General features: G+C 65.8%; 20 protein-coding genes and 3 tRNA genes. 15 read left to right on the top strand and 8 right to left on the bottom strand.

Translation table 11 applies throughout. The annotated features are described in order from the left end of the window. Positions 1-13 precede the first annotated feature (13 nt). Together AC07NN_RS09315 and AC07NN_RS09310 are read right to left on the bottom strand one after the other, a co-directional pair. On the bottom strand, positions 14-1366 hold the full coding sequence (locus tag AC07NN_RS09315; protein ID WP_494639842.1) for an amidohydrolase family protein: 1353 nt from the start codon (positions 1364-1366) through the stop codon (positions 14-16). After that, positions 1366-2850, bottom strand: coding sequence for an amidohydrolase (locus AC07NN_RS09310; RefSeq protein ID WP_494639840.1), 1485 nt, complete (start codon positions 2848-2850; stop codon positions 1366-1368). The genes AC07NN_RS09315 and AC07NN_RS09310 overlap by 1 nt, the downstream gene beginning before the upstream one ends. 162 nt (positions 2851-3012) lie before the next feature. Between AC07NN_RS09310 and AC07NN_RS09305 the strand changes: the two genes are divergently transcribed. Together AC07NN_RS09305 and AC07NN_RS09300 are read left to right on the top strand one after the other, a co-directional pair. Next, the gene (locus AC07NN_RS09305; RefSeq protein WP_494639838.1) at positions 3013-3369 is read left to right on the top strand and encodes a Kazal-type serine protease inhibitor family protein; all 357 of its coding nucleotides are present in this window, start codon (positions 3013-3015) and stop codon (positions 3367-3369) included. Positions 3370-3426: 57 nt separating this feature from the next. After that, on the top strand, positions 3427-3819 hold the full coding sequence (locus tag AC07NN_RS09300; protein WP_494639836.1) for a putative quinol monooxygenase: 393 nt from the start codon (positions 3427-3429) through the stop codon (positions 3817-3819). 62 nt (positions 3820-3881) lie between these two features. On the opposite strand, the gene AC07NN_RS09295 is transcribed toward AC07NN_RS09300, so the two are convergent. From AC07NN_RS09295 to AC07NN_RS09285, 3 genes are all read right to left on the bottom strand, one after another. After that, on the bottom strand, positions 3882-6062 hold the full coding sequence (locus AC07NN_RS09295; RefSeq protein WP_494639834.1) for a TonB-dependent receptor: 2181 nt from the start codon (positions 6060-6062) through the stop codon (positions 3882-3884). Between the two features lie 302 nt (positions 6063-6364). Beyond that, positions 6365-7774 carry a type I glutamate--ammonia ligase gene (gene glnA / locus AC07NN_RS09290; RefSeq protein WP_494639832.1) on the bottom strand — a complete coding sequence of 470 codons (1410 nt, stop codon included), beginning with the start codon at positions 7772-7774 and terminating at the stop codon, positions 6365-6367. Between the two features lie 47 nt (positions 7775-7821). Beyond that, positions 7822-8160, bottom strand: coding sequence for a P-II family nitrogen regulator (locus tag AC07NN_RS09285; RefSeq protein WP_047405922.1), 339 nt, complete (start codon positions 8158-8160; stop codon positions 7822-7824). Between the two features lie 235 nt (positions 8161-8395). On the opposite strand from AC07NN_RS09285, the gene AC07NN_RS09280 reads away from it, so the two are divergent. From AC07NN_RS09280 to AC07NN_RS09255, 6 genes are all read left to right on the top strand, one after another. Further along, the gene (locus AC07NN_RS09280) at positions 8396-9946 is read left to right on the top strand and encodes an acetyl-CoA acetyltransferase (RefSeq protein ID WP_494639830.1); all 1551 of its coding nucleotides are present in this window, start codon (positions 8396-8398) and stop codon (positions 9944-9946) included. Positions 9947-9951: 5 nt separating this feature from the next. Next, positions 9952-10521 carry a histidine phosphatase family protein gene (locus AC07NN_RS09275; RefSeq protein ID WP_494639828.1) on the top strand — a complete coding sequence of 190 codons (570 nt, stop codon included), beginning with the start codon at positions 9952-9954 and terminating at the stop codon, positions 10519-10521. A 10-nt stretch (positions 10522-10531) separates the two neighbouring features. Next, on the top strand, positions 10532-11983 hold the full coding sequence (locus tag AC07NN_RS09270) for an NAD(P)H-hydrate dehydratase (RefSeq protein WP_494639824.1): 1452 nt from the start codon (positions 10532-10534) through the stop codon (positions 11981-11983). A gap of 44 nt (positions 11984-12027) precedes the next feature. Then, positions 12028-12112, top strand: a tRNA-Leu gene (locus AC07NN_RS09265). A gap of 184 nt (positions 12113-12296) precedes the next feature. After that, the gene (gene tig / locus AC07NN_RS09260; protein WP_494639822.1) at positions 12297-13655 is read left to right on the top strand and encodes a trigger factor; all 1359 of its coding nucleotides are present in this window, start codon (positions 12297-12299) and stop codon (positions 13653-13655) included. Positions 13656-13851: 196 nt separating this feature from the next. Then, positions 13852-14481, top strand: coding sequence for an ATP-dependent Clp protease proteolytic subunit (locus tag AC07NN_RS09255; RefSeq protein WP_494639820.1), 630 nt, complete (start codon positions 13852-13854; stop codon positions 14479-14481). An 82-nt stretch (positions 14482-14563) separates the two neighbouring features. On the opposite strand, the gene AC07NN_RS09250 is transcribed toward AC07NN_RS09255, so the two are convergent. Further along, the gene (locus tag AC07NN_RS09250) at positions 14564-15238 is read right to left on the bottom strand and encodes an HAD-IB family hydrolase (protein ID WP_494639818.1); all 675 of its coding nucleotides are present in this window, start codon (positions 15236-15238) and stop codon (positions 14564-14566) included. A gap of 335 nt (positions 15239-15573) precedes the next feature. Here AC07NN_RS09250 and clpX point away from each other — a divergent pair, with 335 nt between their 5' ends. The 7 genes from clpX to AC07NN_RS09215 all read left to right on the top strand — a co-directional run bounded on the left by clpX (position 15574) and on the right by AC07NN_RS09215 (position 22733). After that, positions 15574-16836, top strand: a complete 1263-nt coding sequence (gene clpX / locus AC07NN_RS09245; RefSeq protein WP_062099914.1) for an ATP-dependent Clp protease ATP-binding subunit ClpX — start codon at positions 15574-15576, stop codon at positions 16834-16836. A gap of 399 nt (positions 16837-17235) precedes the next feature. Next, the gene (gene lon, locus AC07NN_RS09240) at positions 17236-19635 is read left to right on the top strand and encodes an endopeptidase La (RefSeq protein ID WP_494639816.1); all 2400 of its coding nucleotides are present in this window, start codon (positions 17236-17238) and stop codon (positions 19633-19635) included. A 143-nt stretch (positions 19636-19778) separates the two neighbouring features. After that, entirely contained in the window at positions 19779-20057 is a 279-nt protein-coding gene (locus AC07NN_RS09235; protein ID WP_494639814.1) for an HU family DNA-binding protein, read from the top strand. A 110-nt stretch (positions 20058-20167) separates the two neighbouring features. Then, positions 20168-20242: transfer RNA gene (locus tag AC07NN_RS09230), tRNA-Val, on the top strand. 130 nt (positions 20243-20372) lie between these two features. Further along, positions 20373-21245: an SPFH domain-containing protein gene (locus AC07NN_RS09225; protein ID WP_494639812.1), complete on the top strand. Its 873-nt coding sequence runs from the start codon at positions 20373-20375 to the stop codon at positions 21243-21245. Positions 21246-21306: 61 nt separating this feature from the next. Continuing rightward, positions 21307-21459 carry a type II toxin-antitoxin system antitoxin gene (locus tag AC07NN_RS09220; RefSeq protein ID WP_494639810.1) on the top strand — a complete coding sequence of 51 codons (153 nt, stop codon included), beginning with the start codon at positions 21307-21309 and terminating at the stop codon, positions 21457-21459. Between the two features lie 98 nt (positions 21460-21557). After that, entirely contained in the window at positions 21558-22733 is a 1176-nt protein-coding gene (locus AC07NN_RS09215) for a glycosyltransferase family 4 protein (protein WP_494640063.1), read from the top strand. On the opposite strand, the gene AC07NN_RS09210 is transcribed toward AC07NN_RS09215, so the two are convergent. Next, positions 22730-23743, bottom strand: a complete 1014-nt coding sequence (locus AC07NN_RS09210; protein ID WP_494640062.1) for an LLM class flavin-dependent oxidoreductase — start codon at positions 23741-23743, stop codon at positions 22730-22732. The two genes, AC07NN_RS09215 and AC07NN_RS09210, sit on opposite strands and share 4 nt — an antisense overlap. 62 nt (positions 23744-23805) lie before the next feature. Next, a tRNA-Asp gene (locus AC07NN_RS09205) sits at positions 23806-23882 on the bottom strand. Positions 23883-24032: the final 150 nt, after the last annotated feature.

Here is a 24032-nt window from a genome sequence, read left to right as displayed (position 1 = left end):
CGGACCGGGTAACTTAGCGGTAGGCCGGCGGGTAACCGCTGCCGTCGGTGGCCGCGTAGCGGTCCCGCAGCTGGTTCTGGCGGCTGTCCTTCGGCTGCTCGACGCCGCCGACGAAGACGTTCAGCGGCCAGCTGGTCGTCTCCAGCGGATCGCCGTTCCAGACCACGACGTCGGCGATCTTGCCCACGTCCAGCGAGCCGATCTTGCCGTCCTGGCCCCAGATCTTGGCCGGGGTCAGGGTCACGGCGGCCAGGCCGGCCGCGTAAGGCAGGCCGTTGGCGACCGCGAGGCCGGCGTTGAGGCGCTCCTGGCGCAGGTTGTTGAAGTCCCGCGCTCCATTGATCGCCACCGAAACCCCGGCGGCATTCAAGCGAGCGGCGTTGTCCAGGCGCGAGCCCAGGGCCTCGAAGCTGTCGGGCAGGTCGGCCTGCGGATCGACGATGACCGGCACGCCGGCCTTGGCGATCTCCGCGGCGACCAGCCAGCCTTCCTCGACGCCTTCGAGGATGACCTTGATCTTCTCCTCGGCCGCCAGCTTCAGGGCCTGGCGGATGTCGGCGGCGCGGGAGACGCGGATCAGCAGGGGCGTCTTGCCCTGCACGACCGGGATCAGGGCCGCCAGGTCTAGGCGCGAGAGGCCGAAGTCCCGCGTGGCGCCCTGCTCGAAGGCCGCGCGGCGGCTGGCGAAGGCGCGGGCGTCCTCCAGGGCCGAGCGGATCAGGATCAGGTCCGCGCCGCGAGAGCCGCCGGCCGCCCGTGCGCCGCTCTCGCCCAGCGAGACGGTGACGGCCAGCTTGGAGGCCTCGACGATGTCGGTCGCGCCGGATTTCAGGCGGATGAACGCCGCCTGGCCGCCGAACAGCGGCGGGTCACCGTCACCGGCGGCGCCGGCGGTCATCTCCTCGACCACGCCGTCGTCGGCATGCTCGTGAGCGCCGCCACCGGTTCCGGACAGCACCGGCACAACGGCCGAGCTGGTGATGCCGCCGTCCCGAGCGAACGGGATGAAGGTCGAGGCCGGGTTGACGCCGTAGCTGATGTCGAAAGCGGCGCTGAGATGGCTGCCGGTGCCGTCGTCACGGGTTTCGCGGACGCCGCTGACCTCGGACGCGCCGAGGTTCGAGGACGGGGCGATCAGGCCGGGCGTGACGACCCCACCCTTGGCGTCGACGACACGAGCGCCGGCCGGGACGGCGACGCCGGCGCCGACGGCGGCGATCTTGCCGTCCTTGATCACCAGCGTCCCGTTCGGGATCGCGGCGCTGGAGACGGGCTCGATGCGGGCGTTGACGATGGCGATCGTGTCGGCCGCGGCGGGGAAGGCCAGCGCGCAGGCGGCGCTGGCGAGAAGCAGAGACCGGATCATCAGTTGAACGCTCCCTGGCCGGGTTGGCCGAGCTCGAAATCGGACTTGGGCTGGAAGCGCTTGTCCTGGCGGTCATAGATCAGCGCGCCGTCGATGAAGACCTTCTCGGCCTGGGCGTAGACGCTGAATGGGTCGCGGCTCCAGACCACCAGGTCGGCGGCCTTGCCGGGCTCGAGGGTGCCGGTCTTGTCGCCGATGCCCATGGCCTTGGCCGGGTTGGCGGTGATCCACTTGATCGCCTCGGCCCGGGTGATGCCGTAGCCCAGCTTGTTGCCGGCCGTCATGGCGATGGCGGCTTCCTGGTTCAAGCGCTGGGTCATGATCGGGTCGTCGGAGTGGATGACGACGCAGGCGCCGTTCTTCCACAGGATGGCGGCGTTGGCGTCGATGCCGTCCAGGCTTTCCATCTTGAACCCGGTCCACGAGGCCCAGGTGGCCGAACAGATGCCTTCCTTGGCCAGCAGGGGCGCGATCTTGTAGCTCTCCACCGCGTGGTGGAACATCGTGATCTTGTAGCCAAACTCCTTGGCGATATCGATCATCACGGCTTCTTCGTCGGCCCGATAGCAGTGGTTCTGCACCAGGATGTCGCCCTTCAGGACGCCGGCCAGGGTCTCCAGCTGCAGGTCGCGCTTGGGCGCATCGGCCTTCTCGCCCTTTTGCTGCTTGGCGCGGAAGTCGTCCCAGCGACGGGCGTAGTCGGCCGCGTCGATCCAGGCCTTGCGGTAGCCGAAGACGTTGCCCATCGCCGTTGAGGGCGAGCGGCCCTTGCCGCCGTAGACGCGCTTGGGGTTCTCGCCGCAGGCCATCTTCAGGCCGTAGGGAGCGTTCGGGAACTTCATGCCTTGCATGGTTAGCGAGGGCACGTTCTTCAGCGTCACCGAGCGGCCGCCGAACAGGTTGGCCGAACCGGGAAGGATCTGAAGCGTCGTGATCCCACCGGCGCGGGCCCGGTTGAAGCCCGGATCCTGCGGCCAGACCGAGTGCTCGGACCAGACCTGGGCGGTGTTCGGGTCGGTGGCCTCGTTGCCGTCCGAGCGCGCCGAGACGCCCGGCGAGGGATAGACGCCCAGGTGGCTGTGGGCGTCGATGATGCCGGGGGTGATCCACTTGCCCTTGGCGTCGATCACGGCGATGTCGGCCGGGATCGGAGTCTCGGGACCGCCGACCGAGGTGATCTTGCCTTCCGAGACGAAGACCACGCCGTTCTCGATCTGTTGGCCGGTGGCTGTCAGCACCGTGGCGCCGACGAAGGCCGTGGCGCGCGAGGGCAGCGGCGCGTAGGTCGACGGGAAGCCCGACGAAGCTTGGCCGTCCAGACCCTTGGGCAGCGGCTTCACCTCGGCCTTTTCGGCGGGCTTGCCGTCCTTCTGGGCCGGCGCGGCGGCCGTCTTGGCGGGACTGGAAGTCCCGGTCGTCGCGCAGGCCGAAAGCCCCAGCGCGAGCAGGCTCACGGCGGTCGCCGCGTTACGCCATCTGATCATGAAAAACCCCGACTCTCGAAGAGGCCGGAAGGACAGACGAAAAGAACCGCGTTATCAAGTTAAACGGCGCGGCTTCGACGCATTTGTCCGCAATTTCGTTGCGCGGCGCCGCGAGCGCGGCTCGTGCGTTCAGAAGGTCAGCTTGTCTATCGGAGGTCGTTCATGCGCCGCCTGCTCGCCTGTCTCGCCGCCATCCTGCTGACCACGTGCAGTGCGCCGGGATCGAGTGCGCCTGGGCAGACGCCTCCGCCGTCGTCGCCGCGCCAGCCGGTGGCCGAGGGCGGCATGTGCGGCGGCTTCGCCGGCTTCCAGTGCGAGGCCGGACTGACTTGCCAGATGGAGGCCAGGACCTGCAAGCGCATCGCTGATGCTGCCGGGGTCTGCAAGAAGAAGCCGCAGGTCTGCCCGATGATCTATCAGCCGGTCTGCGGCTGCGACGGCAAGACCTATGGCAATGCCTGCCAGGCGTCGGGGGCGGGCGCCAGCGTCGCGGCCCAGGGCGAATGCAAGGCTGGCTAGGCTGCTGACACGATCGGACGCGCCTCCTGCCAAGGTGCGTCTCGAAGGGATCTCCCCATGACCGACACCATGATCGCGCGGCGCGACGTCCTGGCGAGCGGCTTGGCCATCGCCGCCTTCGCACCCGCCGCCAGCGCCCAGGAGAAGACACCCATGTACGGACTGATCGGACAGATGCTGGCCGCGCCGGGCAAGCGCGACGACCTGCTGGCGATCCTGGGGGAGGGGACGGATGATATGCCCGGCTGCCTCAGCTACGTCATCGCCAAGGACCCCGCCAATGCCGACGCGATCTGGATCACCGAGGTCTGGACCGACAAGGAGGCGCACGCAGCCTCGCTGAAGCTGCCGGCCGTGCAAGCGGCCATCGCCAAGGCCCGGCCGATCATCGCCGGCTTTCCGCAGCACTTCGAGACCATCCCGGTCAGCGGCCACGGCCTGAAGGTCTAGAACCAAAGAAAAAGGCCGCGGATCGCTCCACGGCCTTTCCCGTCTATCCAGGCCTTCCGGCCTTAGAAGTGGGCGTCGATCGAGACGCCGATGACGCGCGGTTCGTTGACGAAGGCGGTCAGGTTGTTGAAGTCGATCGCGCCCTTGATGTTGCTCTCGTTGGTGATGTTGCGAGCAAAGGCCGCGACTTCCCAGCCGCCTTCCTTATGGGCGTAGCCCAGCTTCAGGCCGCCTTCGAAGTCGTTCTTCGAGTAGAACTCCTTCGACTGGTACAGGAACAGGTTCGTGTAGCCCTGGACCTTCCAGTCGGTAAAGGCGAACAGCTCGCCGGCGCCGATCGGATAGGCGTAGCGGGCCGTGAAGTCGAAAGTGTACTTCGGCGCGTTCGGGAACGGGTTGCCGTTCACGAGGGCCTGGCCGGTGGCGTTCAGCTTGTCGGTGACCGTGCAGGCCGCGCAGGCGGCGACGGCCAGCGCGCTGTCCTTGATCTTCGTGTGGGCGTAGCTGTAGCCGGCCGTGACGACGAACTCGGGGGTGATCACGAACTCGCTGTCCAGTTCCAGACCGTAGGCCTCGCCCTTCTTGGCGTTGATCAGGCGGTTGGAGTTGCTGCCGCCGCCAACCGCGCTGAACTGCGGGTCATCGATGGTGTAGGCGAAGACCGCGCCGTTCAGACGGACGCGGCGGTCCATCAGCTCGCTCTTCAGGCCCAGTTCGTACGACATGATCGTTTCCGACTTCGCGGCCGAGGCCGGCGAGCCGAAGGCGATGTCGCGGCCCTGGATCGACGGACCACGGAAGCCCGAAGCGACCTTGGCGTAGACGCTGACGCCCTCGCTGACGGCGTAGAACGCCGACAGGTCCCAGCTGACCTGCGAGTCCGACACCGACACCGAGGGCGCCTTGTTCGGGCCCGACACGACGTTCATGTCCTTGTCGTCGTCGGTGTAGCGCAGGCCGCCCGTCAGGGTCAGCTGGTCGCTGACCTTGTACGAGGCCTGGCCGAACACGGCCCAGGCCTTGTTCTTCTGGCGCAGCGTGGTGGCCGGCATGAAGAACGGGTTCGTCTGGATGTCGTACTTCGTGTCGAAGTAGAAGCCGCCGACCTGCCAGGTCAGAGGACCGTCGGTGTTGCTGGCCAGGCGGACTTCCTGCGTCCACTGGAACAGGTTCTTGATGCCGTCCTGGGTGTCCGACTGGAACGGGATGAAGCCCGGGCCGGTCGGGTTGCCGCCGTCGATGTCGCCCAGGCTGTAGCCGTGGGTGTTCTCATAGGCGGTGATCGAGGTCAGCTTGGCGACGCCCAAGTCGTAGCTGACATTGGCCGATGCGCCGTAGCCCTTGTACTTCTGCGGATTGTTGGCGGTGTTGCTGTAGGCGACCGTATCGCGATCGTAGTTGCCATTGAGCGCGTTCGAGCCCTTGGTCAGCACGTTGGCGCGGAAGACGGCCGCCGTGCCGCTGAGGTCGCGGCCGTGGACGTTGAGCAGCGCTTCCAGCTTCTCGGTCGGCGTGAACAGCAGCTGCAGGCGCGCCGCGCGCTCGCTGAAGCCGCCCAGGGCGTTCTTCTTATTGGTGAAGCTGTTGTCGATCCAGTCGTTGCGATGCTGGAACAGGACCGAGGCGCGAGCCGCGACCTTGCCTTCCACCAGCGGGCCGCCCATGCCGGCGTCGAACGTGAAGGTGTTGAAGCTGCCGTACGAGGCCGAGGCGCGACCCTTCTCGACTTCCGACGGCTTGATGGTGTCGAACTTGACGATGCCGGCCGTGGTGTTGCGGCCGAACAGGGTGCCTTGCGGGCCGCGCAGGACTTCGACGTGGTCGAGGTCATAGAGCGGCGAGCTCTTCAGCACGACGTTCTCGAGGACGACTTCGTCCTGGATGATCGACACGGGCTGCGAAGCGGCCAGGTCGAAGTCGGCGTTACCCAGGCCGCGGATGTAGAAGCGTGGGGCGACGCGGCCGTTCGAGGACTCGGCGTAGAGGCCGGGCGCCTTGGCCGACAGGGCCAGGATGTCGTCGCCGGCGGCGAAGGTGGCTTGCAGGCGCTCACCGCCGATGGCGGCGACCGAGACCGGGACGTCTTGCAGGTTTTCACTGCGCTTCTGCGCCGTGATGATCACTTCGCCGACCTTGGTGTCCTGGGCAAAGGCCGCCGGGGCGATAGCCAGGGCCGAGGCGAGGGCGGTCAGGCCGCAGGAGACCGTCAGGGCGCGACGAAGGGTGCGGTTGGCATGGGGCATGGAGAGATCCTGTGATGATCTTGAGACGCCGCGTCGCCAGATTGAGCAGAGGCGTTGGCGGCGATTCCGTTTGCGCTGCGATAGGCCAAGTCTCGCCCTCGGGGATATCGCGGACCACGCGGTTTTTGCTCAATTCGCGCGATTGCGTCGCTTATGTTGCGAAGTTGCGACAATTTTGTTCAGTCGCTGCCCGTAAGTAATAAGTCATTCCCAGTCATCGCCGCCACTGTTCTTGTGCGGTGCAACGAAAGAGGGCCGGAGATCGCTCTCCGGCCCTCGTCATTGTCTAGCCGCTTAAGCGATTAGCACTTGTAGTACATCTCGAACTCGACCGGGTGCGGGTGCAGTTGCAGACGCATCACTTCTTCCATCTTCAGCTCGATGTAGCTGTCGATGAAATCGTCGTCCATGACGCCGCCGGCCTTCAGGAAGGCGCGGTCCTTGTCCAGGCTTTCCAGGGCTTCGCGCAGCGAGCCGCAGACTTCCGGGATCTTCTTCTGCTCGCGGGGCGGCAGGTCATAGAGGTTCTTGTCGGCCGGAGCGCCCGGATCGATCTTGTTGATGATGCCGTCCAGGCCGGCCATCAGCAGGGCGACGAACGTCAGGTACGGGTTACCCATCGGATCGGGGAAGCGGGCTTCCAGACGCTTGGCCTTCGGGCTATCGACGTGCGGGATGCGGATCGAGGCCGAACGGTTACGCGAGCTGTAGGCCAGCTTCACCGGGGCTTCGTAGCCGGGCACCAGACGCTTGTACGAGTTCGTCGTCGAGTTCGAGAACGCGTTGATGGCCTTGGCGTGCTTGATGATGCCGCCGATGTACCACAGGCATTCCTGCGACAGGCCGGCGTACTTGTCACCGGCGAACAGCGGCTTGCCGTTTTCCCAGATCGACTGGTGAACGTGCATGCCCGAACCGTTGTCGGCGAACATCGGCTTGGCCATGAAGGTGGCCGTCTTGCCGTAGGCGGCGGCGACGTTGTGGATGACGTACTTGTAGAGCTGCATCCGGTCGGCCATCACGACCATGGTGTCGAACTTCAGGCCGAGTTCGTGCTGGGCCGGGGCCACCTCGTGGTGGTGCTTTTCCGGCTTCATGCCCAGCTCGCCCATGACGGCCAGCATTTCGCCGCGCAGGTCTTGAGCCGAGTCGACCGGGTTGACCGGGAAGTAGCCGCCCTTGGGGCCCGGGCGATGGCCCATGTTGCCTTCCGGATAGGCCTTGCTCGAGTTGACCGGCAGTTCGGTCGAGTCGAACGAGTAGCCGGTGTCGTGCGGAGCGGTCGACCAGCGCACGTCGTCGAAGATGAAGAACTCGGCTTCCGGGCCGAAGTAGACGGTGTCGCCGATGCCGGCCGACTTGACGAAGTTCAGCGCGGCCTTGGCGATCGAGCGCGGGTCGCGGTTGTAGGGGGTGCCGTCGTCCGGGTTCACGACGTCGCAGAACAGGGCCAGCGTGGTCTGCTGATAGAACGGATCGATGATCGCGCTCGACAGGTCAGGACGCAGCTTCATGTCCGACTCGTTGATGGCCTTCCAGCCGGCGATCGACGAACCGTCGAACATCGTGCCGTCATTCAGGAAGTCATCGTCAACCAGGTCGATGTCGAACGTGACGTGCTGCAGCTTACCGCGCACGTCGGTAAAGCGGACGTCGACGTACTTGACGTCCTTTTCCTTGATCAGGTTCAGGATATCCTTGGCGGTAGTCATTCCGTATCCCCTTTGTAGGCTATCTTTAGTGTTAGACGATCCGGCCTCTAGACGGCGGCCGGGCCGTTTTCTCCGGTTCGGATGCGGATCACTTCCGTGATCTCCGAGACGAAAATCTTGCCGTCGCCGATGCGGCCCGTCCGGGCGGCGCGGGTGATGGCTTCCAGCGCGGGTTCCAGCTGGCTGTCCTCGACAACCACCTCCACCTTGATCTTGGGGAGGAAGTCCACGACGTACTCAGCGCCGCGATACAGCTCGGTGTGGCCCTTCTGACGGCCATAGCCCTTGGCTTCGAGCACGGTCATGCCCTGGACGCCCATGTCCTGCAGGGCCTCCTTCACCTCATCCAGCTTGAACGGCTTGATGACGGCTTCGATCTTCTTCATCGGTTCCACTTTCGGGCCCGTGGCGGCGAACCGCCTTCACTGAGGCGCAACCATCACGCCGCCTTGAGCGTCGCAAGCGAAGGCCCGCGACAAATCTGACCGAACGATTGACTTCCAGGCATGTGATCAATTTCTGGGCGCCTGGCGCCGCCAGAATGTGCATTTCCAGAATGACGGTCAAATGGCCTTGCGACGCGCCGTTTGGCGCCTACGATCACGCCCAACGAACGTTTGAATGGGGGTGGAAGTGCGCGACGACACACCGGTTTTGATCGGCGCGGGCCAATTCACGTATCGAGGCGATGCGGCGAATTCACCATCTCCGCTCGAATTGCTGAAAGTTGCGGCGGAACGTGCGGTTCTCGATGCCGGACTGCAAGGGTCGGTTCTTGCCGATCTCGACGCTTTGGTGGTCGTGGCGTTCAGCATCGACGCGCCGGGAGGGTTGTCGAAGCTGCCTTTGCCGCGCCTTGCGAACCCGCCGGCCTCCCTGGCGCGGGCGGTGTCGGCTGCACCGCATTGGAGCATCTACACCGAGACGGGCGGCAACAGTCCCCAGCAGGCGGTCAACGTCGTCTGCGAACGGATCGCTCAGGGTGAGTCGGAACTGGCCCTGGTGACCGGCGCCGAGTTCCTCGGCTCGCTGATGAAGCGGATGAAGGGCGGCCTGGGCTTCGAGGGCTGGGGCGACGACATCACCAGCACGCCGCAGCGGATCGGCGACCCGCGTCCGGGCGTGACCCGGCAGGAGGGCGCGCACGGCCTTGGCTATCCGGTGAACACCTATCCGTTGTTCGAGAACGCCCTGCGGGCGCGGGATGGTCGCTCACTCGAGGATCACCAGAAGCAGTTGGGCGCGTTCTTCGCGCCCTTCACCCAGGTCGCCGCCGCCAATCCGTACGCCTGGTTCCCGGTCGAGCGATCGGCCGAGGAACTGGTCACGGTGACCGATCGTAATCGGATGGTCGGCTATCCGTACCCGAAGTACCTGAACGCCATCATGGAGGTGGACCAGTCGGCCGCCGTCCTGATCACCAGCGTCCGCAAGGCGCGCGAACTGGGCGTGCCCGAGGATAAATGGGTCTTCCTGCACGGCTGCGCCGACGCGTCGGACCTCTGGTACCCGCTGGAACGCCAGGACTACCACTCCAGCCCCGCCATGCGCCTCACCGGCGAGCGGGCCTTGGAGATGGCGGGGATAGGCGTCGAGGACCTCGGCGTCATCGACCTCTATTCCTGCTTCCCATCGGCCGTGCGGGTCGGGGCCGAGGAGATCGGGCTGGCGCTGGACGATCCGCGCGGCCTGACGATCACTGGCGGGTTGCCGTATTTCGGTGGGCCAGGGAACAACTACGCCCTGCACGCCATCGCCGAGATGGTGGCCAAACTCCGAGAGCGGCCGGGCGCCTATGGTCTCTCGACCGCCAATGGCTGGTTCCTGACCAAGCAGTCGGTCGGCATCTATTCGACCAAGCCGTTCGAGGGGAAATGGGAGCGCCAGTCGCCGTCGGTGATCCAGGCCCAGATCGACGCCCTGCCGCATCCCGAGATCGTCGAGAAGCCGGAGGGGCGGGCGACCATCGAGACCTACACCGTCGTCCACGGCCGCGAGGGCGTGCGGATGGGAATCGTCATCGGTCGTGACGACCAGGGCCGTCGCTTCGTCGCCCAGACACCGGACGATCCCGAAGTGCTGCGCGATCTCGAAAGCCGCGAGGGTGTCGGGCGGACCGGCTCGGTCGGCCCGCACCCCGACGGCGTTCGAAACCTCTTCATTCCGGATTGAGCGTCATGAGTAGAGTGCATGTCATCCGCCACGGTCGCCCGGCGTCCACTTGGGGCGATGCGGACGAAGATCCGGGCCTGGACGGCACGGGCCTTCTGCAAGCCCTGGCGATCGCCAAGGAGGTCTTGGCGCTGCCCAAGGAACAGAGACCGAGCCGGGTGGTGTCCTCGCCGCTGCGACGCTGCCGGGAGACGGCCGAGCCGCTGGCGGATGCGTTGGGCGTGGACATCGTGATCGATCCCCGCGTCGGCGAAATCCCGACCCCGGCGGCGCTGTTAGCCGAGGATCGGCCGGGCTGGTTGCGCCAGGCCTTCGGCGGCCGCTGGGACGAGATCGAGGGCGACCTGAACTATGTCGACTGGACCCAGGGTGTGGCCGCCGCCTTGCGGGAGCATGCCGGCGCGGCGGTGTTCAGCCACTTCGTCGCGCTGAACGGCGCGGTCTCGGTGGCGACGAAGCAGGCCGAGGTGATGGCCTTCCGCCCCGATCACTGCTCGCGCACGGTCTTCGACATCGACGGCGACCGCTTGATCCTGGTGGAGAAAGGACGCGAAGCTCAAAGCCAAGTGCTTTGAGGAACGCCGCGTGGTTCGAGAAATCCTGACCGTCGTCCAGATGTCGGCCGCCGACCGCGCCGCCGTGGCGAGGGGAACGTCTACACCGGTCCTGATGGAGCGAGCCGGTGAGGCGGTGGCTCAAGCGGTCCGCGCTCGCTATGGCCGCCGACCGGTCGTGATCTGGTGTGGGCCTGGCGATAATGGCGGTGACGGCTATGTCGCCGCGCGACATCTGCGCCGGCATGGCTGGCAGGTCGTTGTCGAGGCCGCCTATCCACCGTCTTCGGACGCCTGCCGCTGGGCCGCGTCGCGCTGGAAGGGCGAGGTTCGCTCGCTGTCGGCCGAGCCGACTCAGGACGCTCTCTATATAGACGCGTTGTTCGGCGCCGGTCTGGCGCGTCCGCTCGAGGGCGCGGTGGCGGGTCTGGCGCGCGCGAGCCAGGATCGGGCGCTGACCATGGTCGCGGTCGACACGCCCTCCGGGATCCATGGCGACACCGGCCGCCCGCTTGGCGATACAGCGTTCCGCGCCGACCTGACGGTGACCTTCCACCGCCGCAAACCGGCCCACGTGCTGATCGAGGGCCGCAAGGCGTGCGGCGAGATCATCGTGGCCGACATCGGCTTGCTCTCGGTCGGCGAGCCGGACCTGTTCGAGAACGATCCCGAACTGTGGGGTAGGCGGTTTCCGTGGCCGGCGCTGGACGCCCACAAGCACACGCGTGGTCGGCTGAAGGTGATCAGCGGCGAGATGTGGAGCACCGGGGCGGCGAGGCTCTCGGCGCGTGGAGCCTTGCGGATCGGCGCGGGCGTGGTGACCGTGCTGTCGCCGCCGGGCGCTCTGGCGACAAACGCCGCTCACCTCGAGGCGATCATGCTGGCGCCGTTCGGGGCCGAGGCCGACCTGGCCATCGCCGCCGAAGAGGCCGACGCGGTGATCATCGGCCCGGCCGCAGGCGTGGGGGAGACGACCGCCCGCAACCTCCAGGCCCTGGCCAGCACCGGCGCGGCCCTGGTCGTCGACGCCGACGCCCTCTCCAGCTTCCGGCACGATCCGGAGGCGCTGTTCGCCTGCCTCGACCGCGACGACGTCTTGACCCCGCATCCCGGCGAGTTCGAGCGCATCTTCCCCGGTCTGCTCGCCAGGTCGCCCGAACGCATCACGGCTGCCCGCGAGGCGGCCAGGCGGGCAGGGGCGGTCGTGCTGTTGAAAGGTCCCGACACCGTGGTCGCCGCGCCGGATGGCCGCGCCGCGGTGTTGCTGAACGGAACGCCCTGGCTGGCCACGGCGGGCTCGGGGGACGTGCTGGCAGGCTTCATCGGCGGCTTGGTCGCCCAGGGCATGGAGAGCTTCGAGGCGGCCTGCGCCGGCGCCTGGATCCATGCCGAGTGCGGCGCGCGCCATGGACCAGGCCTGATCGCCGAGGACTTGCCGGACCTGGCGCCCGCGGTGCTCGCCGAACTGTACGCCAAGCGCTGAGCGGGCTTGCGCACCGGAGTTCAAGTCCGTAATGCCGGACCCACGCGGATGTGGCGAAACTGGTAGACGCACCAGATTTAGGTTCTGGCGCCGAGAGGCGTGGAGGTTCGAGTCCTCTCATCCGCACCACCATTCTCATCGGGCCCTCAAGGCCCGCGTGAGTTTTATCGCCGGTGCTCTTGGATGCTCGCGCACGTCGTGACATAAGGGCGCTCTTTCGCCGCCCCCGGCTCTCGCGGGCGGCGTCGATCTTTTGGACCCCAGGGCGGAGCTCGGGCGCCCGGCGCCCCGGACCCGAGAAATAAGAATGTCGATGCAGATCGTTGAAAAGTCGGGCGAAGGCCTCAGCCGCGTTTTTGGCGTTACGGTTCCCGCGAGTGAACTGGCTACGCGTCTGGAAGCGCGGATCGCCGAAGTCGCCCCGCAGATGAACGTGAAGGGTTTCCGTCCGGGCAAGGTGCCGACGGCCCACGTTCGCCGCCTGTATGGCAAGGGCCTGATGGGCGAAGTCATCGAGCAGGCTCTGAACGAGACGACCACGAAGGTCCTCGAGGAGAACAAGCTGCGTCCGGCCGGTCAGCCCGAGCTGAACCCGACCTCGGACATGGAAAAGGTCATCGCCGGCGGCGAAGACCTGGCCTTCGAACTGGCCGTCGAAGTGATGCCGGAGTTCGAGCCTATCGACCCGACCACGATCGAACTGACCAAGCCGGTCTACAAGATCTCGGACGAAGAAGTTCAAGAGTCGCTGGACGAACTGGCCAAGCAGGCCCGCACCTACGAGCCGCGCACGGGCAAGAGCCTGAAGGCCAAGGACGGCGACCAACTGCTGATCGACTTCGTCGGCACCGTCGACGGTGTCGAGTTCGCCGGCGGCAAGGCCGAAGGCGCTGAGCTGGTCCTGGGTTCGGGCCAATTCATCCCGGGCTTCGAAGAGCAACTGGTCGGCGCCAAGCCGGGCGACGAGATCGTCGTGAAGGTCACCTTCCCGGAAGAGTACCAAGCCAAGGATCTGGCCGGTAAGGCCGCCGAGTTCGCCACCAAGGTCACCGAAGTCCGCGCCCCGGTCGACGGCAAGGCGGACGACGAGCTGGCCAAGCGCCTGGGTCTGTCGGATCTGGCCGCCTTGACCGAGCTGCTGAAGTCGAACCTGGCCAGCCGCTACGACAACAGCTCGCGCTTCAAGCTGAAGCGCGCCCTGCTGGACGTGCTGGACACCAAGCACGACTTCCCGCTGCCGCCGCGCATGGTCGACGCCGAGTTCGCCGGCATCTGGCAACAGGTCGAGGCCGACAAGGCCCGTGGCGGCCTGCCGCCGGAAGACGCCGAGAAGTCGGAAGACACGCTGAAGGACGAGTATCGCAAGATCGCTGAGCGCCGCGTGCGTCTGGGCCTGGTCCTGGCGGAAATCGGCCGCAAGAACGACGTGGTCGTCACCGACCAGGAACTGACCGACGCCATCATGCGCGAAGCTCGCCAGTACGGCGCGCAAGCCCAGCAGGTGTTCGACATGTACCGTCAGCGCAGCGACCTGCAGGCCGCCCTGCGCGCGCCGATCTACGAAGACAAGGTCGTCGACCTGATCTTCGGCAAGGCCAAGGTCGACGAAAAGGAAGTCTCGAAGGAAGAGCTCCTGGAAGACGACGATCTGCCGGAAGGCTACGGCGGCTAAGGCCAGCCGAGGCTGAAACGATCAAGGCGCGGTCCGCGAGGGCCGCGCCTTTTTCGTATCGCAACGAAACCGCCGGCTCCTTGCAACCTGTTAAGCGCCACGCGATATGCGATAGCGACGGCGCGCGGGGGCTGATTCGTTTTCGAGCCGCTCCGATCCGCGAAGGCCAGAGACACACGACAAAGGGCGAACCCCAATGATGTACGATCCGATGGCGACGGCCATGAACCTGGTTCCGATGGTGGTCGAGCAGACCAGCCGCGGTGAGCGCGCGTTCGACATCTTCTCGCGCCTGCTCAAGGAGCGGATCATCTTCCTGACGGGTCCCGTCGAAGATGGCATGGCCAGCCTGATCTGCGCCCAGCTGCTGTTCCTGGAGTCGGAGAACCCCAAGAAAGAGATCGCCATGTACATCAACTCGCCGGGCGGCGTGGTGACGGCCGGTCTCGCGATCTACGACACCATGCAATACATCAAGAGCCCGGTCTCGACGGTGTGCATGGGTATGGCCGCCTCGATGGGCAGCCTGCTGCTGTGCGCCGGCGCCGCCGGTCAGCGCATCAGCCTGCCGAACTCGCGCATCATGGTGCACCAGCCCTCGGGCGGCTTCCGCGGCCAGGCCTCGGATATCGAGCGCCACGCCGAGGACATCATCAAGACCAAGCGTCGCCTGAACGAAATCTACGTCAAGCACTGCGGCCGCACCTATGAAGAGGTCGAGCGCACGCTGGACCGCGACCACTTCATGAGCGCCGAGGAAGCCAAGGCCTGGGGTCTGATCGACCACATCAACGAAAGCCGCGATGGCCCGGACATCGCCGAGTAAGCTTTCGGCACGGAAAACAAGAAAGCCGCCGATCTCCGGATCGGCGGCTTTTTCCTTGTCTCGAACCCTGCGGCAAATCCGCTCAGTGCAGCGGCTTGCCCCGGAAGACGCGGTAGCCCTTCTCGTCGGCGATCGCGAGCATTTCGGTGTCGCCCGAGGTGTCGCCATAGGCCGCCGTCAGGTGCATGTCGGGGCCGAACACCTCGCGCAGCCGAAGCACCTTTTCCTTGGCCCGGCAGTTGTTCCCGTCGAGACCGCCCAGAATGCGACCGTCCTCGTTGGTGATCAGGCGCGTGCCGATCAGCATGTCGGCGCCCAAGCCCCGGGCGAACGGCGCGACGGTGATCTCGGGAGAGGCAGTGACAATCACCAGCTTGGCGCCCTTGGCCCGCCACGAGCGCCAGACCGCGACCGCGTCGGGACGCAGCAGCGACGGGGCGAAGGTCTGGGCGAAGGTCCTGGCGTCGTTCTCGATCTGCTCGACCGTGGCGCCCTTCATGAACTCGCGAACCGCGGCGGCCTTGAGTTTTCCACGGTTACGATCGAACACGTAGGCGATCAGGGACGGGGTCAGGCGCAGCACGCCGCGCGTCCAGCGACCGGGACCCGCGCGCCATTTCAGGAACGCGTTGAAGCTGTCCTTGACGGTTAGGGTGCCGTCGAAATCGAAGGCGACCAGGGCGGGCTCGTCGCCCATGTCGCCGGTCATCGGGCGCGAGGCGCTCAAGCCTTTTGACATCAACGTACGCTTCGCCATCGACCTTCCCACTGAGCGCGCTCGTCGCGCTCGACCCTACGATTCCTTACTTGGTAATACGGTCTTCCACCGGTCGCCGTAAGGCCTAAGGCGCCTAACGCTTGCGCCCGAGCGCCAATCGCCCAATTTAGATGACGAGGCCATGACACGTTCCGGCCGGTTCGGGCGTTTGGAGCTTGAAACAAGCTGCAAAGGGTTGTGAACCAGGCGCGGATCGGGGAATGTCAAGGATTAGACAACTCCCGGCGTATATCCTGCTTGCTTCGGTGGCGGCGATGCGCTCGGAGGGGCGTCGACGGCGTAAGCCGTTAGTCGCCATAGCGTGAGAACTGATCATGACGAAAGCCGCGAGCGGCGACACCAAGAGCACCCTGTACTGTTCTTTCTGCGGAAAGAGCCAACACGAGGTGCGCAAGCTCATCGCGGGACCGACGGTGTTCATTTGCGATGAATGCGTCGAGCTCTGCATGGATATCATTCGCGAAGAGCACAAGATCGCCTTCGTGAAGTCCAAGGACGGCGTCCCGACGCCGCGCGAGATCTGCGAAGTCCTGGACGACTACGTGATTGGTCAAGGTCACGCCAAGAAGGTCCTCGCGGTTGCTGTCCACAACCACTACAAGCGCCTGAACCACGCGTCGAAGAACAACGACGTCGAACTGGCCAAGTCGAACATCCTGCTGGTCGGTCCGACTGGTACGGGTAAGACGCTGCTGGCCCAGACGCTGGCCCGAATCATCGACGTGCCCTTCACGATGGCCGACGCCACGACGCTGACTGAAGCCGGTTACGTTGGCGAAGACGTCGAGAACATCGTGCTGAAGTTGCTGCAAGCCGCCGACTACAACGTCGAGCGCGCTCAGCGCGGCATCGTCTACATCGACGAAATCGACAAGATCAGCCGCAAGTCCGACAATCCGTCGATCACCCGCGACGTGTCGGGCGAAGGCGTGCAGCAGGCCCTGCTGAAGATCATGGAAGGCACCGTCGCCTCCGTGCCGCCGCAAGGCGGGCGCAAGCATCCGCAGCAGGAGTTCCTGCAGGTCGACACGACGAACATCCTGTTCATCTGCGGCGGCGCGTTCGCCGGGCTCGAGAAGATCATCTCGGCGCGCGGCGCGGCCAAGTCGATCGGCTTCGGCGCCAAGGTCACCGATCCGGAAGAGCGACGCACGGGCGAGATCCTGCGGAACGTCGAGCCCGACGATCTGCAGCGCTTCGGCCTGATCCCAGAATTCATCGGTCGTCTGCCGGTGGTCGCGACCCTGGAGGATCTCGACGAGACCGCCCTGATCAAGATCCTGACCGAGCCGAAGAACGCCTTCGTCAAGCAGTACCAGCGCCTGTTCGAGATGGAGAACATCGGCCTGACCTTCACCGAGGACGCGCTTTCGGGCGTCGCCAAGAAGGCCATCGCCCGCAAGACCGGCGCCCGCGGCCTGCGGTCGATCATGGAAGGCATCCTGCTGGAGACCATGTTCGAGCTGCCCAACTACGAGGGCGTCGAGGAAGTGGTGGTCAATGCCGAGGTCGTCGAAGGCCGGGCCCAGCCGCTGCTGATCTACGCCGAGAAGAAGGGCGGGGCGGCTTCGGCCTAAACCGCAGCTTCGCCACGAAATTGAGGCGCGCCTTTTGAACAAGGGCGCGCCTTTTTCGTGGATAACCCGGTTTCGTAAACCCGTTGGACCACCGGTGCGGCTTCGGCGCCACGCCCAGCTTGAGCGAGCAAAAGTCGCGCTGGGACGGGAGTTTAGTCGAACTTGCCTCCAGGCTGGGCGTTGAAGGGCATGTCTCCTTCAGCTTGGCCGGTGACGCGCGACCTGTCGCCGCTGTCGGGCGAGTACGCTTGAACCGTGTTGTAAAACGTCCACATAAATAACGACCATTCGCCCAGTCCCGGGCGGACGGGCCGTTCGACTCAGGCGCATCGTCTGAAGTTACGGCGGCCCGCATGGCCAAGCGTCCGCGTGGCGCTTCAGGCCGGGAGTATTGAGAACATGTCCGAACTACGTACGCTTCCTGTCTTGCCGCTGCGGGACATCGTTGTTTTCCCGCACATGGTGGTCCCGCTCTTCGTAGGCCGCGACAAATCCGTGCGCGCCCTCGAGGAAGTGATGCGCGGCGACAAGCAGATCCTGCTGGTGACGCAGAAGAACTCGGCCGACGATGATCCGGCGCCGGGCGACATCTTCGACGTCGGCGTGCTGGCCACCGTGCTGCAACTGCTGAAGCTGCCTGACGGCACCGTGAAGGTGTTGGTCGAGGGCAGGGGCCGCGCGGCCGTCGTGTCGTTCACTGACCAGGAATCGTTCTACGAAGCCCAGATCGGTGAAGTCAGCGAAGACGAAGGCGCCGGTCCCGAGGCCGAGGCGCTGTCGCGCGCGGTCGTCGAGCAATTCGAAAACTATGTGAAGCTGAACAAGAAGGTGCCGCCGGAGGCCCTGGCGTCGATCCCGCAGATCGCCGAGCCGGGCAAGCTGGCCGACAGCATCGCCGCCCACCTGTCGGTGAAGATCGGCGACAAGCAGCACCTGCTGGAAATCTTCGACGTCGTGAAGCGCCTGGAGAAGGTCTTCGCCCTGATGGAAGGCGAGATCTCGGTCCTGCAGGTCGAAAAGAAGATCCGCTCGCGCGTGAAGCGCCAGATGGAGAAGACCCAGCGCGAGTACTATCTGAACGAACAGATGAAGGCGATCCAGCGCGAGCTGGGCGACCCGGACGACTCGCGTGACGAGCTCATCGATCTCGAAAAGCGCATCAAGAAGACGAAGCTTTCCAAGGAAGCCCGCACCAAGGCCGAGGGCGAGCTGAAGAAGCTGCGCAACATGAGCCCGATGTCGGCCGAGAGCACCGTGGTCCGGAACTATCTGGACTGGCTGCTGTCGATCCCGTGGGGCAAGGCCAAGACCAAGAAGATCGACATGGTCGAGAGCGAGACAATCCTCGACGCCGACCACTACGGTCTGGAGAAGGTCAAGGAACGGATCCTCGAGTACTTGGCCGTTCAGGCCCGGACCAATTCGCTGAAGGGTCCGATCCTGTGCCTCGTCGGCCCTCCGGGCGTCGGCAAGACCTCGCTGGGCAAGTCGCTGGCCAAGGCGACCGGCCGCGAGTTCGTGCGCATGAGCCTCGGCGGCGTGCGCGACGAGGCCGAGATTCGCGGTCACCGCCGCACCTACATCGGTTCGATGCCTGGCAAGGTCATCCAGTCGATGAAGAAGGCCAAGACCACGAACGCCTTCGTCCTGCTGGACGAGATCGACAAGATGGGCAGCGACTACCGCGGCGACCCCGCCTCGGCGCTGCTGGAAGTGCTCGATCCGTCGCAGAACTCGACCTTCGGCGACCACTACCTGGAGGTCGACTACGACCTGTCGCAGGTGATGTTCGTCACGACGGCCAACAGCCTGAACATGCCCCAGCCGCTGCTGGACCGCATGGAGATCATCCGCATCCCCGGCTACACCGAGGATGAGAAGCTGGAGATCGCCAAGCGGCACATCCTGCCGAAGCTGTCGAAGGACCACGGCCTGAAGCCGGCCGAGTTCATCGTACCGGACAAGGCGATCCGCGACCTGATCCGCTACTACACCCGGGAAGCCGGCGTGCGGTCGCTGGAGCGGGAACTAGGCGGCCTGGCCCGCAAGACGGTCCGTGACCTGGCGCGCGAGAAGCTGACCACGATCACCATCGACGATGCGCGTCTGGCCAAGTACGCCGGCGTCCAGAAGTACCGTTACGGCGAGACCGACGAAGTCGACCAGGTCGGCATCGTCACCGGCCTGGCCTGGACGGAGTTCGGCGGCGATATCCTGACCATCGAAGCCGTGAAGATGCCGGGCAAGGGTCGCATGTCGATCACCGGCAATCTCAAGGACGTGATGAAGGAGTCGATCTCGGCGGCCAACAGCTACGTCCGCTCGCGCTCGGTGCAGTTCGGCATCAAGCCGCCGGTGTTCGAGAAGACCGACGTCCACATCCACGTGCCGGACGGCGCCACGCCCAAGGACGGTCCGTCCGCCGGCGCGGCCATGGGTCTGGCCATCGTCTCGGTGCTGACCGGCATCCCGATCCGCAAGGATATCGCCATGACCGGCGAGATCACCCTGCGCGGCCGGGTCACCGCCATCGGCGGCCTGAAGGAGAAGCTGCTGGCGGCTCTGCGCTCCGGCGTGAAGACTGTGCTGATCCCGCAGGAGAACGAGAAGGACCTCGCGGATGTGCCCCAGAGCGTCAAGGACGGCCTGGAGATCATCCCGGTCTCGACCATGGACGAGGTGCTCAAGCACGGCCTCACGGGCCCGCTGACGCCGGTCGAGTGGAACGAGGCCGACGAGCCGATTGCTGCATCTGCGAAGAAAGAGGAGGGTGACAGCGACGCCGTCCTGACCCACTAGACGCAAGTAATCGTCGATAACTTATGTGGCGCGGGAGATTCCCGCGCCACTCGCGTTTGACGGGGCATTTTCAACCGCCATAATCCCCGCCGAGCGAAGCCCCGTAAGCGAAAAAGCGGCGCCGCTCAGGCTGGGAGAAAAACATGACCACAAAAGCCGAACTCGTTACGGCGATCGCCGAGAAGGCGGGCATCAACAAGAACCAGGCCAAGGACGCTCTGGAAGCCTTCATCGACGCCGTCACCGACTCCCTTAAGTCGGGCAAGGACGTTCGCCTGGTCGGCTTCGGCACCTTCAAGGCCGTGACCCGCGCCGCCGGCACCGCCCGAAATCCGCGCACCGGCGAGACGGTGAACCGTCCCGCATCGAAGACCGCGCGTTTCCAGGTCGGCGAAGGCCTGAAGTCTTCGCTCAACGGCTAAATCAGTTTTTTCAGCTTAAGCTAAGGCGGGGCGTCAGGGGGCTGACGGTCCGCCTTTTCGTTTTGCGCTTTGCGCAGCGGCCGTGTGCGGCTAGACACGCCGACCCAAGAGGGCAGTTAGCTCAGCGGTAGAGCGTCTCGTTTACACCGAGAGGGTCGGGGGTTCGATCCCCTCACTGCCCACCATCCTTCCTCCTCCCGTTTGATCGCAGGGGCTCCGGAACCGTCACCGGAGCGTGATGGCGTATGCACAAACTCTACCTTGCGAGTTGCGATCAAAGTGATATCACTCTGATCGCACCGCTGGAGGAGCGCCATGTCCGAGACCCACACGATCAATCGCACCACCGAACGTCCCCATGGCGGGATGGGCGGCGGCCTGCCGCTGCTGGCCCTGCCGTTCCTGCTGGGCGGCGGGATCTGGGCGTTCTCGCAGGACATCCCCCTGATCGGCGTCGCGCTGATCCTGCTGTTCCTGCTGGTCTCGTGCGGTTTCTATTCGCTTCAGCCCAACGAAGCCTTCGTGGTCACTCTGTTCGGCACCTATGTCGGCACCGATCGCAAGACCGGCCTGCGCTGGATCCTGTTCTGGTACGGCCGCAAGAAGATCAGCCTGCGCGTCCGCAACGTGACCAGCGAGACGCTGAAGGTGAACGACAAGCGCGGCAACCCGATCGAGATCGCCGCCAACATCGTCTGGCGGGTGCAGGACTCGGCCCAAGCCCTGTTCGACGTCGATGACTACGCCAAGTTCGTGCACATCCAGATTGAAACAGGTCTGCGCGAGGTCGCCTCGCACTACGCTTACGACCATGCCGAGGAGGGCGAACCGACCTTGCGTGCTCATGCCGAGGAGGTCGGCGACCGCCTGCAGAAGGATCTGCAACTGCGTTGCGCCGTGGCCGGCGTCGCCATCGACGAGGCCCATCTGATGCACCTGGCCTATGCGCCAGAGATCGCCGGCTCGATGCTGAAGCGCCAGCAGGCCGAGGCCGTGCTGGCCGCGCGCCGCACGATCGTGGCCGGCGCCGTCGACATGGTCGAGAGCGCGCTGAGCCAGCTCAGCGAGCGTGGCGTGGTCGAGCTGGACGACGACCGTCGGGCCGCGATGGTCTCCAACCTGCTTGTGGTGCTGTGCGCCGACCGCGAGGCTCAGCCTGTCGTCAACACCGGCACGCTGTACGGCTGACGTGGCCGGGAATCCCAGTGAAGCGCCAAAGGGCGACCGAGGCGGACGGCGCGCGTTCCTGATGCGCGTCCGCCCCGATGTGCTTGCCGCTGTCGAGCGGCTGGCCGGCGCCGAGTTGCGAAGCGTCAATGCTCAGGTCGAAATCCTGCTGCGCGAGGCCCTGGCGCGACGGGGCGTTGGGTTAAAATCGTCCGGGAACGGCGAGGAACCCTAGCTGTCGCAAAAGCTTTATCGTTCAAGGGCCGTATGGGGGGCCTGCTGTAACGATGAGGAATCGGCGTGACGGACACGAGATCGACCCGGCCATCCGGCCTGCGCGGTTTTGTCGAGATCAATCCGCCGGCTGACGAGGTCACCCGTCTCGTCGACACCACCATGCTTTACGCCCCGCGCTCGGGCGGGGTTCGTCGTTACCTGTCCTCGAAGCGCGCCTGGCTCGCCGCCAACCGCCCGGAGGTCCGCCACACCCTGGTGGTGCCGGGCGCGCGCGATTCCTACGACGGGCAGGGGAGGGTCTCCATTTACGCGGCGCCGCTGCCGTTCGGGGCAGGCTATCGCTGGCCCGTCGTCAAGGCAGCCTGGATGGACCGCCTGATCCGTCAGCGCCCCGACATCATCGAGGCCGGCGATCCCTATACGCCGGGTCTCGCCGCCCTGAGGGCGGGCGACGCCCTTGGCGTGCCGGTCGTCGGCTTCTGTCACACCGATCTTGGCAAGCTGGCCGCGCTGCACATCGGTGAGTGGGCCGAGAAGCCGGTTCAGAAACGCTGGGCCGCGATCTATCGCCAGTTCGACCAGGCCGTGGCGCCCAGCCGCTTCATCGCCAGCCGTCTGGTCGAGGCCGGCGTCCACAACGCCATCGGCCTGCCGCTAGGCGTCGATACCGAGCTCTTCCACCCGTCGCGCGCCGATCGAGATGGTCTGCGCCGCCGACTGGGCGTCTCGCCGGACGAGCGGCTGCTGGTCTTTGCCGGCCGTCCCGCGCGGGAGAAGAAGCTGGACGTGCTGGTCAGCGCGGTCGAGCGGCTCGGCGCGCCCTACAAGCTGCTGTTCGTCGGCGCGGGCGGCGGAGCGCCCGTCAGTGACCGGGCGCTGTGCCTGGACTATGTCCGCGATCCTGCTGAACTGGCCGGCGTGCTGGCCAGCTGCGACGCCTTCGTCCACGCCAACGACAACGAGCCGTTCGGCCTGGTCGTCCTGGAGGCCATGGCCTGTGGCCTGCCCGTGGTCGGCGTCGCCGCCGGCGGCGTGGCCGAATCCGTCGATGACGAAGTCGGCCAACTGGCCACGGCCTCGGAACCGGCGGCCTTCGCCGAGGCCATCGAGGCGCTGTTCGCGCGTGACCTCGCGCTGGTTTCGGCCGCTGCTCGGCGCCGCGCTGTCGAGCGCCACGGCTGGGACGCCGTCTTCAGCCAGCTCTGCGCCATCTATGGCGGACTGACCGGGCGTCGCGCGTTCGGCGCGCTGACCCAACTCCGCGACCACTAGGCTCTGAGGCCGGCCAAGATCTCGTAGCTGCGCTTGCGGGCTGTGTGATCGTAGATCTGCGAGGCTGCAATCAGCTCGTCGGCCTGGGTCATCTCCAGGATCCGGTCGATCTTGCGCTTCACGGTCTCGGGCGAGCCGATCGCCGAATACTGGAAGGTGTGGTCCAGACCCGCCAGCTCGGCCGGCGAGGCATGTTCGCGAATATCGTCGACCGGCGGCGGCAGCAGGCCCGGACGGCCGCGACGCAGGGCCAGGAACTGCTGCTGAGTCGAGGTGGAGAGGCGCATGGCCTCCTCGTCGGTATCCGCCGCGCAGACGCCGATGCAGACCATGGCGTACGGCTTGTCCAAGGTTTCGGACGGCTTGAAGTGCCGGCGATAGAGGAGGAGGGCGTCCAGCAGGGCGTCGGGGGCGAAGTGCGCCGCGAAGGCGTAGGGCAGGCCCAGCGCCGCGGCCAGCTGCGCGCCCCAGGTCGAGGAGCCCAGCATCCAGATCGGCACGTTCTGGCCTTCGCCCGGCACGGCGCGGACGCTCTGGTCCGGATCAGCCGGCTTGAACCAGTGCTGCAGCTCGACGACGTCCTGGGCAAACGAATCAACCGCCCCGGCGTAGCGGCGCAGGGCCCGCATCGTGGCCTGATCCGTGCCCGGCGCGCGACCGAGGCCCAGGTCGATGCGGCCCGGATAGAGGGCGTTGAGCGTCCCGAACTGCTCGGCGATCATCAGGGGCGCGTGATTGGGCAGCATCACGCCGCCCGAACCGACCCGAATCGAGGACGTCCCGCCAGCCACATGGCCGATCACCACGGCCGTCGCGGCGCTGGCGATTCCCGGCATGTTGTGGTGCTCGGCCAGCCAGTAGCGATGGAAGCCGAGAGATTCGGCGTGGCGCGCGAGATCCAGGCTGTTGTTGAGAGCCTGGCCCACGGGCGTGCCTTGCGGAACGGGCGCGAGGTCGAGGACGGAGAAGGGCGGGTAAGCAGGACGGGTCATGTCCGCTACATGGCGCAGCGAGACAGCAACACAAGGTGTTGCGACTGCTATTCTCGATTTGAGGGGAAACCACTGGACGGTGGCGCGAATGACGGGACTCGAACCCGCGACCTCCGGCGTGACAGGCCGGCGCTCTAACCAACTGAGCTACATCCGCATCGTTACGCCGGAGCGTGACGGTCGTCCGTAAACCGAGGGGAGGGCGCCTTCCAACCCTATCATAAAGAAGGGTGGCGCGAATGACGGGACTCGAACCCGCGACCTCCGGCGTGACAGGCCGGCGCTCTAACCAACTGAGCTACATCCG

The sequence above is a fragment of the Caulobacter sp. GW821-FHT09H08 genome (assembly GCF_059415885.1).
The sequence above is the reverse complement of the archived record's forward strand: the minus strand, read 5'-3'. Positions and strand labels throughout refer to the sequence as shown.

Excerpts from the sequence above, each read along its gene's own strand:
- AC07NN_RS09275 (WP_494639828.1), top strand. The coding sequence starts at position 9,952 with ATGAGTAGAGTGCATGTCATCCGCCACGGTCGCCCGGCGTCCACTTGG.
- AC07NN_RS09220 (WP_494639810.1), top strand. The coding sequence starts at position 21,307 with ATGCGCGTCCGCCCCGATGTGCTTGCCGCTGTCGAGCGGCTGGCCGGC.
- AC07NN_RS09225 (WP_494639812.1), top strand. The coding sequence starts at position 20,373 with ATGTCCGAGACCCACACGATCAATCGCACCACCGAACGTCCCCATGGC.
- lon (WP_494639816.1), top strand. The coding sequence starts at position 17,236 with ATGTCCGAACTACGTACGCTTCCTGTCTTGCCGCTGCGGGACATCGTT.
- AC07NN_RS09250 (WP_494639818.1), bottom strand. The coding sequence starts at position 15,238 with ATGGCGAAGCGTACGTTGATGTCAAAAGGCTTGAGCGCCTCGCGCCCG.
- clpX (WP_062099914.1), top strand. The coding sequence starts at position 15,574 with ATGACGAAAGCCGCGAGCGGCGACACCAAGAGCACCCTGTACTGTTCT.
- AC07NN_RS09310 (WP_494639840.1), bottom strand. The coding sequence starts at position 2,850 with ATGATCAGATGGCGTAACGCGGCGACCGCCGTGAGCCTGCTCGCGCTG.
- AC07NN_RS09255 (WP_494639820.1), top strand. The coding sequence starts at position 13,852 with ATGATGTACGATCCGATGGCGACGGCCATGAACCTGGTTCCGATGGTG.
- AC07NN_RS09285 (WP_047405922.1), bottom strand. The coding sequence starts at position 8,160 with ATGAAGAAGATCGAAGCCGTCATCAAGCCGTTCAAGCTGGATGAGGTG.
- AC07NN_RS09235 (WP_494639814.1), top strand. The coding sequence starts at position 19,779 with ATGACCACAAAAGCCGAACTCGTTACGGCGATCGCCGAGAAGGCGGGC.
- AC07NN_RS09305 (WP_494639838.1), top strand. The coding sequence starts at position 3,013 with ATGCGCCGCCTGCTCGCCTGTCTCGCCGCCATCCTGCTGACCACGTGC.
- AC07NN_RS09300 (WP_494639836.1), top strand. The coding sequence starts at position 3,427 with ATGACCGACACCATGATCGCGCGGCGCGACGTCCTGGCGAGCGGCTTG.
- glnA (WP_494639832.1), bottom strand. The coding sequence starts at position 7,774 with ATGACTACCGCCAAGGATATCCTGAACCTGATCAAGGAAAAGGACGTC.
- AC07NN_RS09315 (WP_494639842.1), bottom strand. The coding sequence starts at position 1,366 with ATGATCCGGTCTCTGCTTCTCGCCAGCGCCGCCTGCGCGCTGGCCTTC.
- AC07NN_RS09280 (WP_494639830.1), top strand. The coding sequence starts at position 8,396 with ATGGGGGTGGAAGTGCGCGACGACACACCGGTTTTGATCGGCGCGGGC.
- tig (WP_494639822.1), top strand. The coding sequence starts at position 12,297 with ATGCAGATCGTTGAAAAGTCGGGCGAAGGCCTCAGCCGCGTTTTTGGC.
- AC07NN_RS09295 (WP_494639834.1), bottom strand. The coding sequence starts at position 6,062 with ATGCCCCATGCCAACCGCACCCTTCGTCGCGCCCTGACGGTCTCCTGC.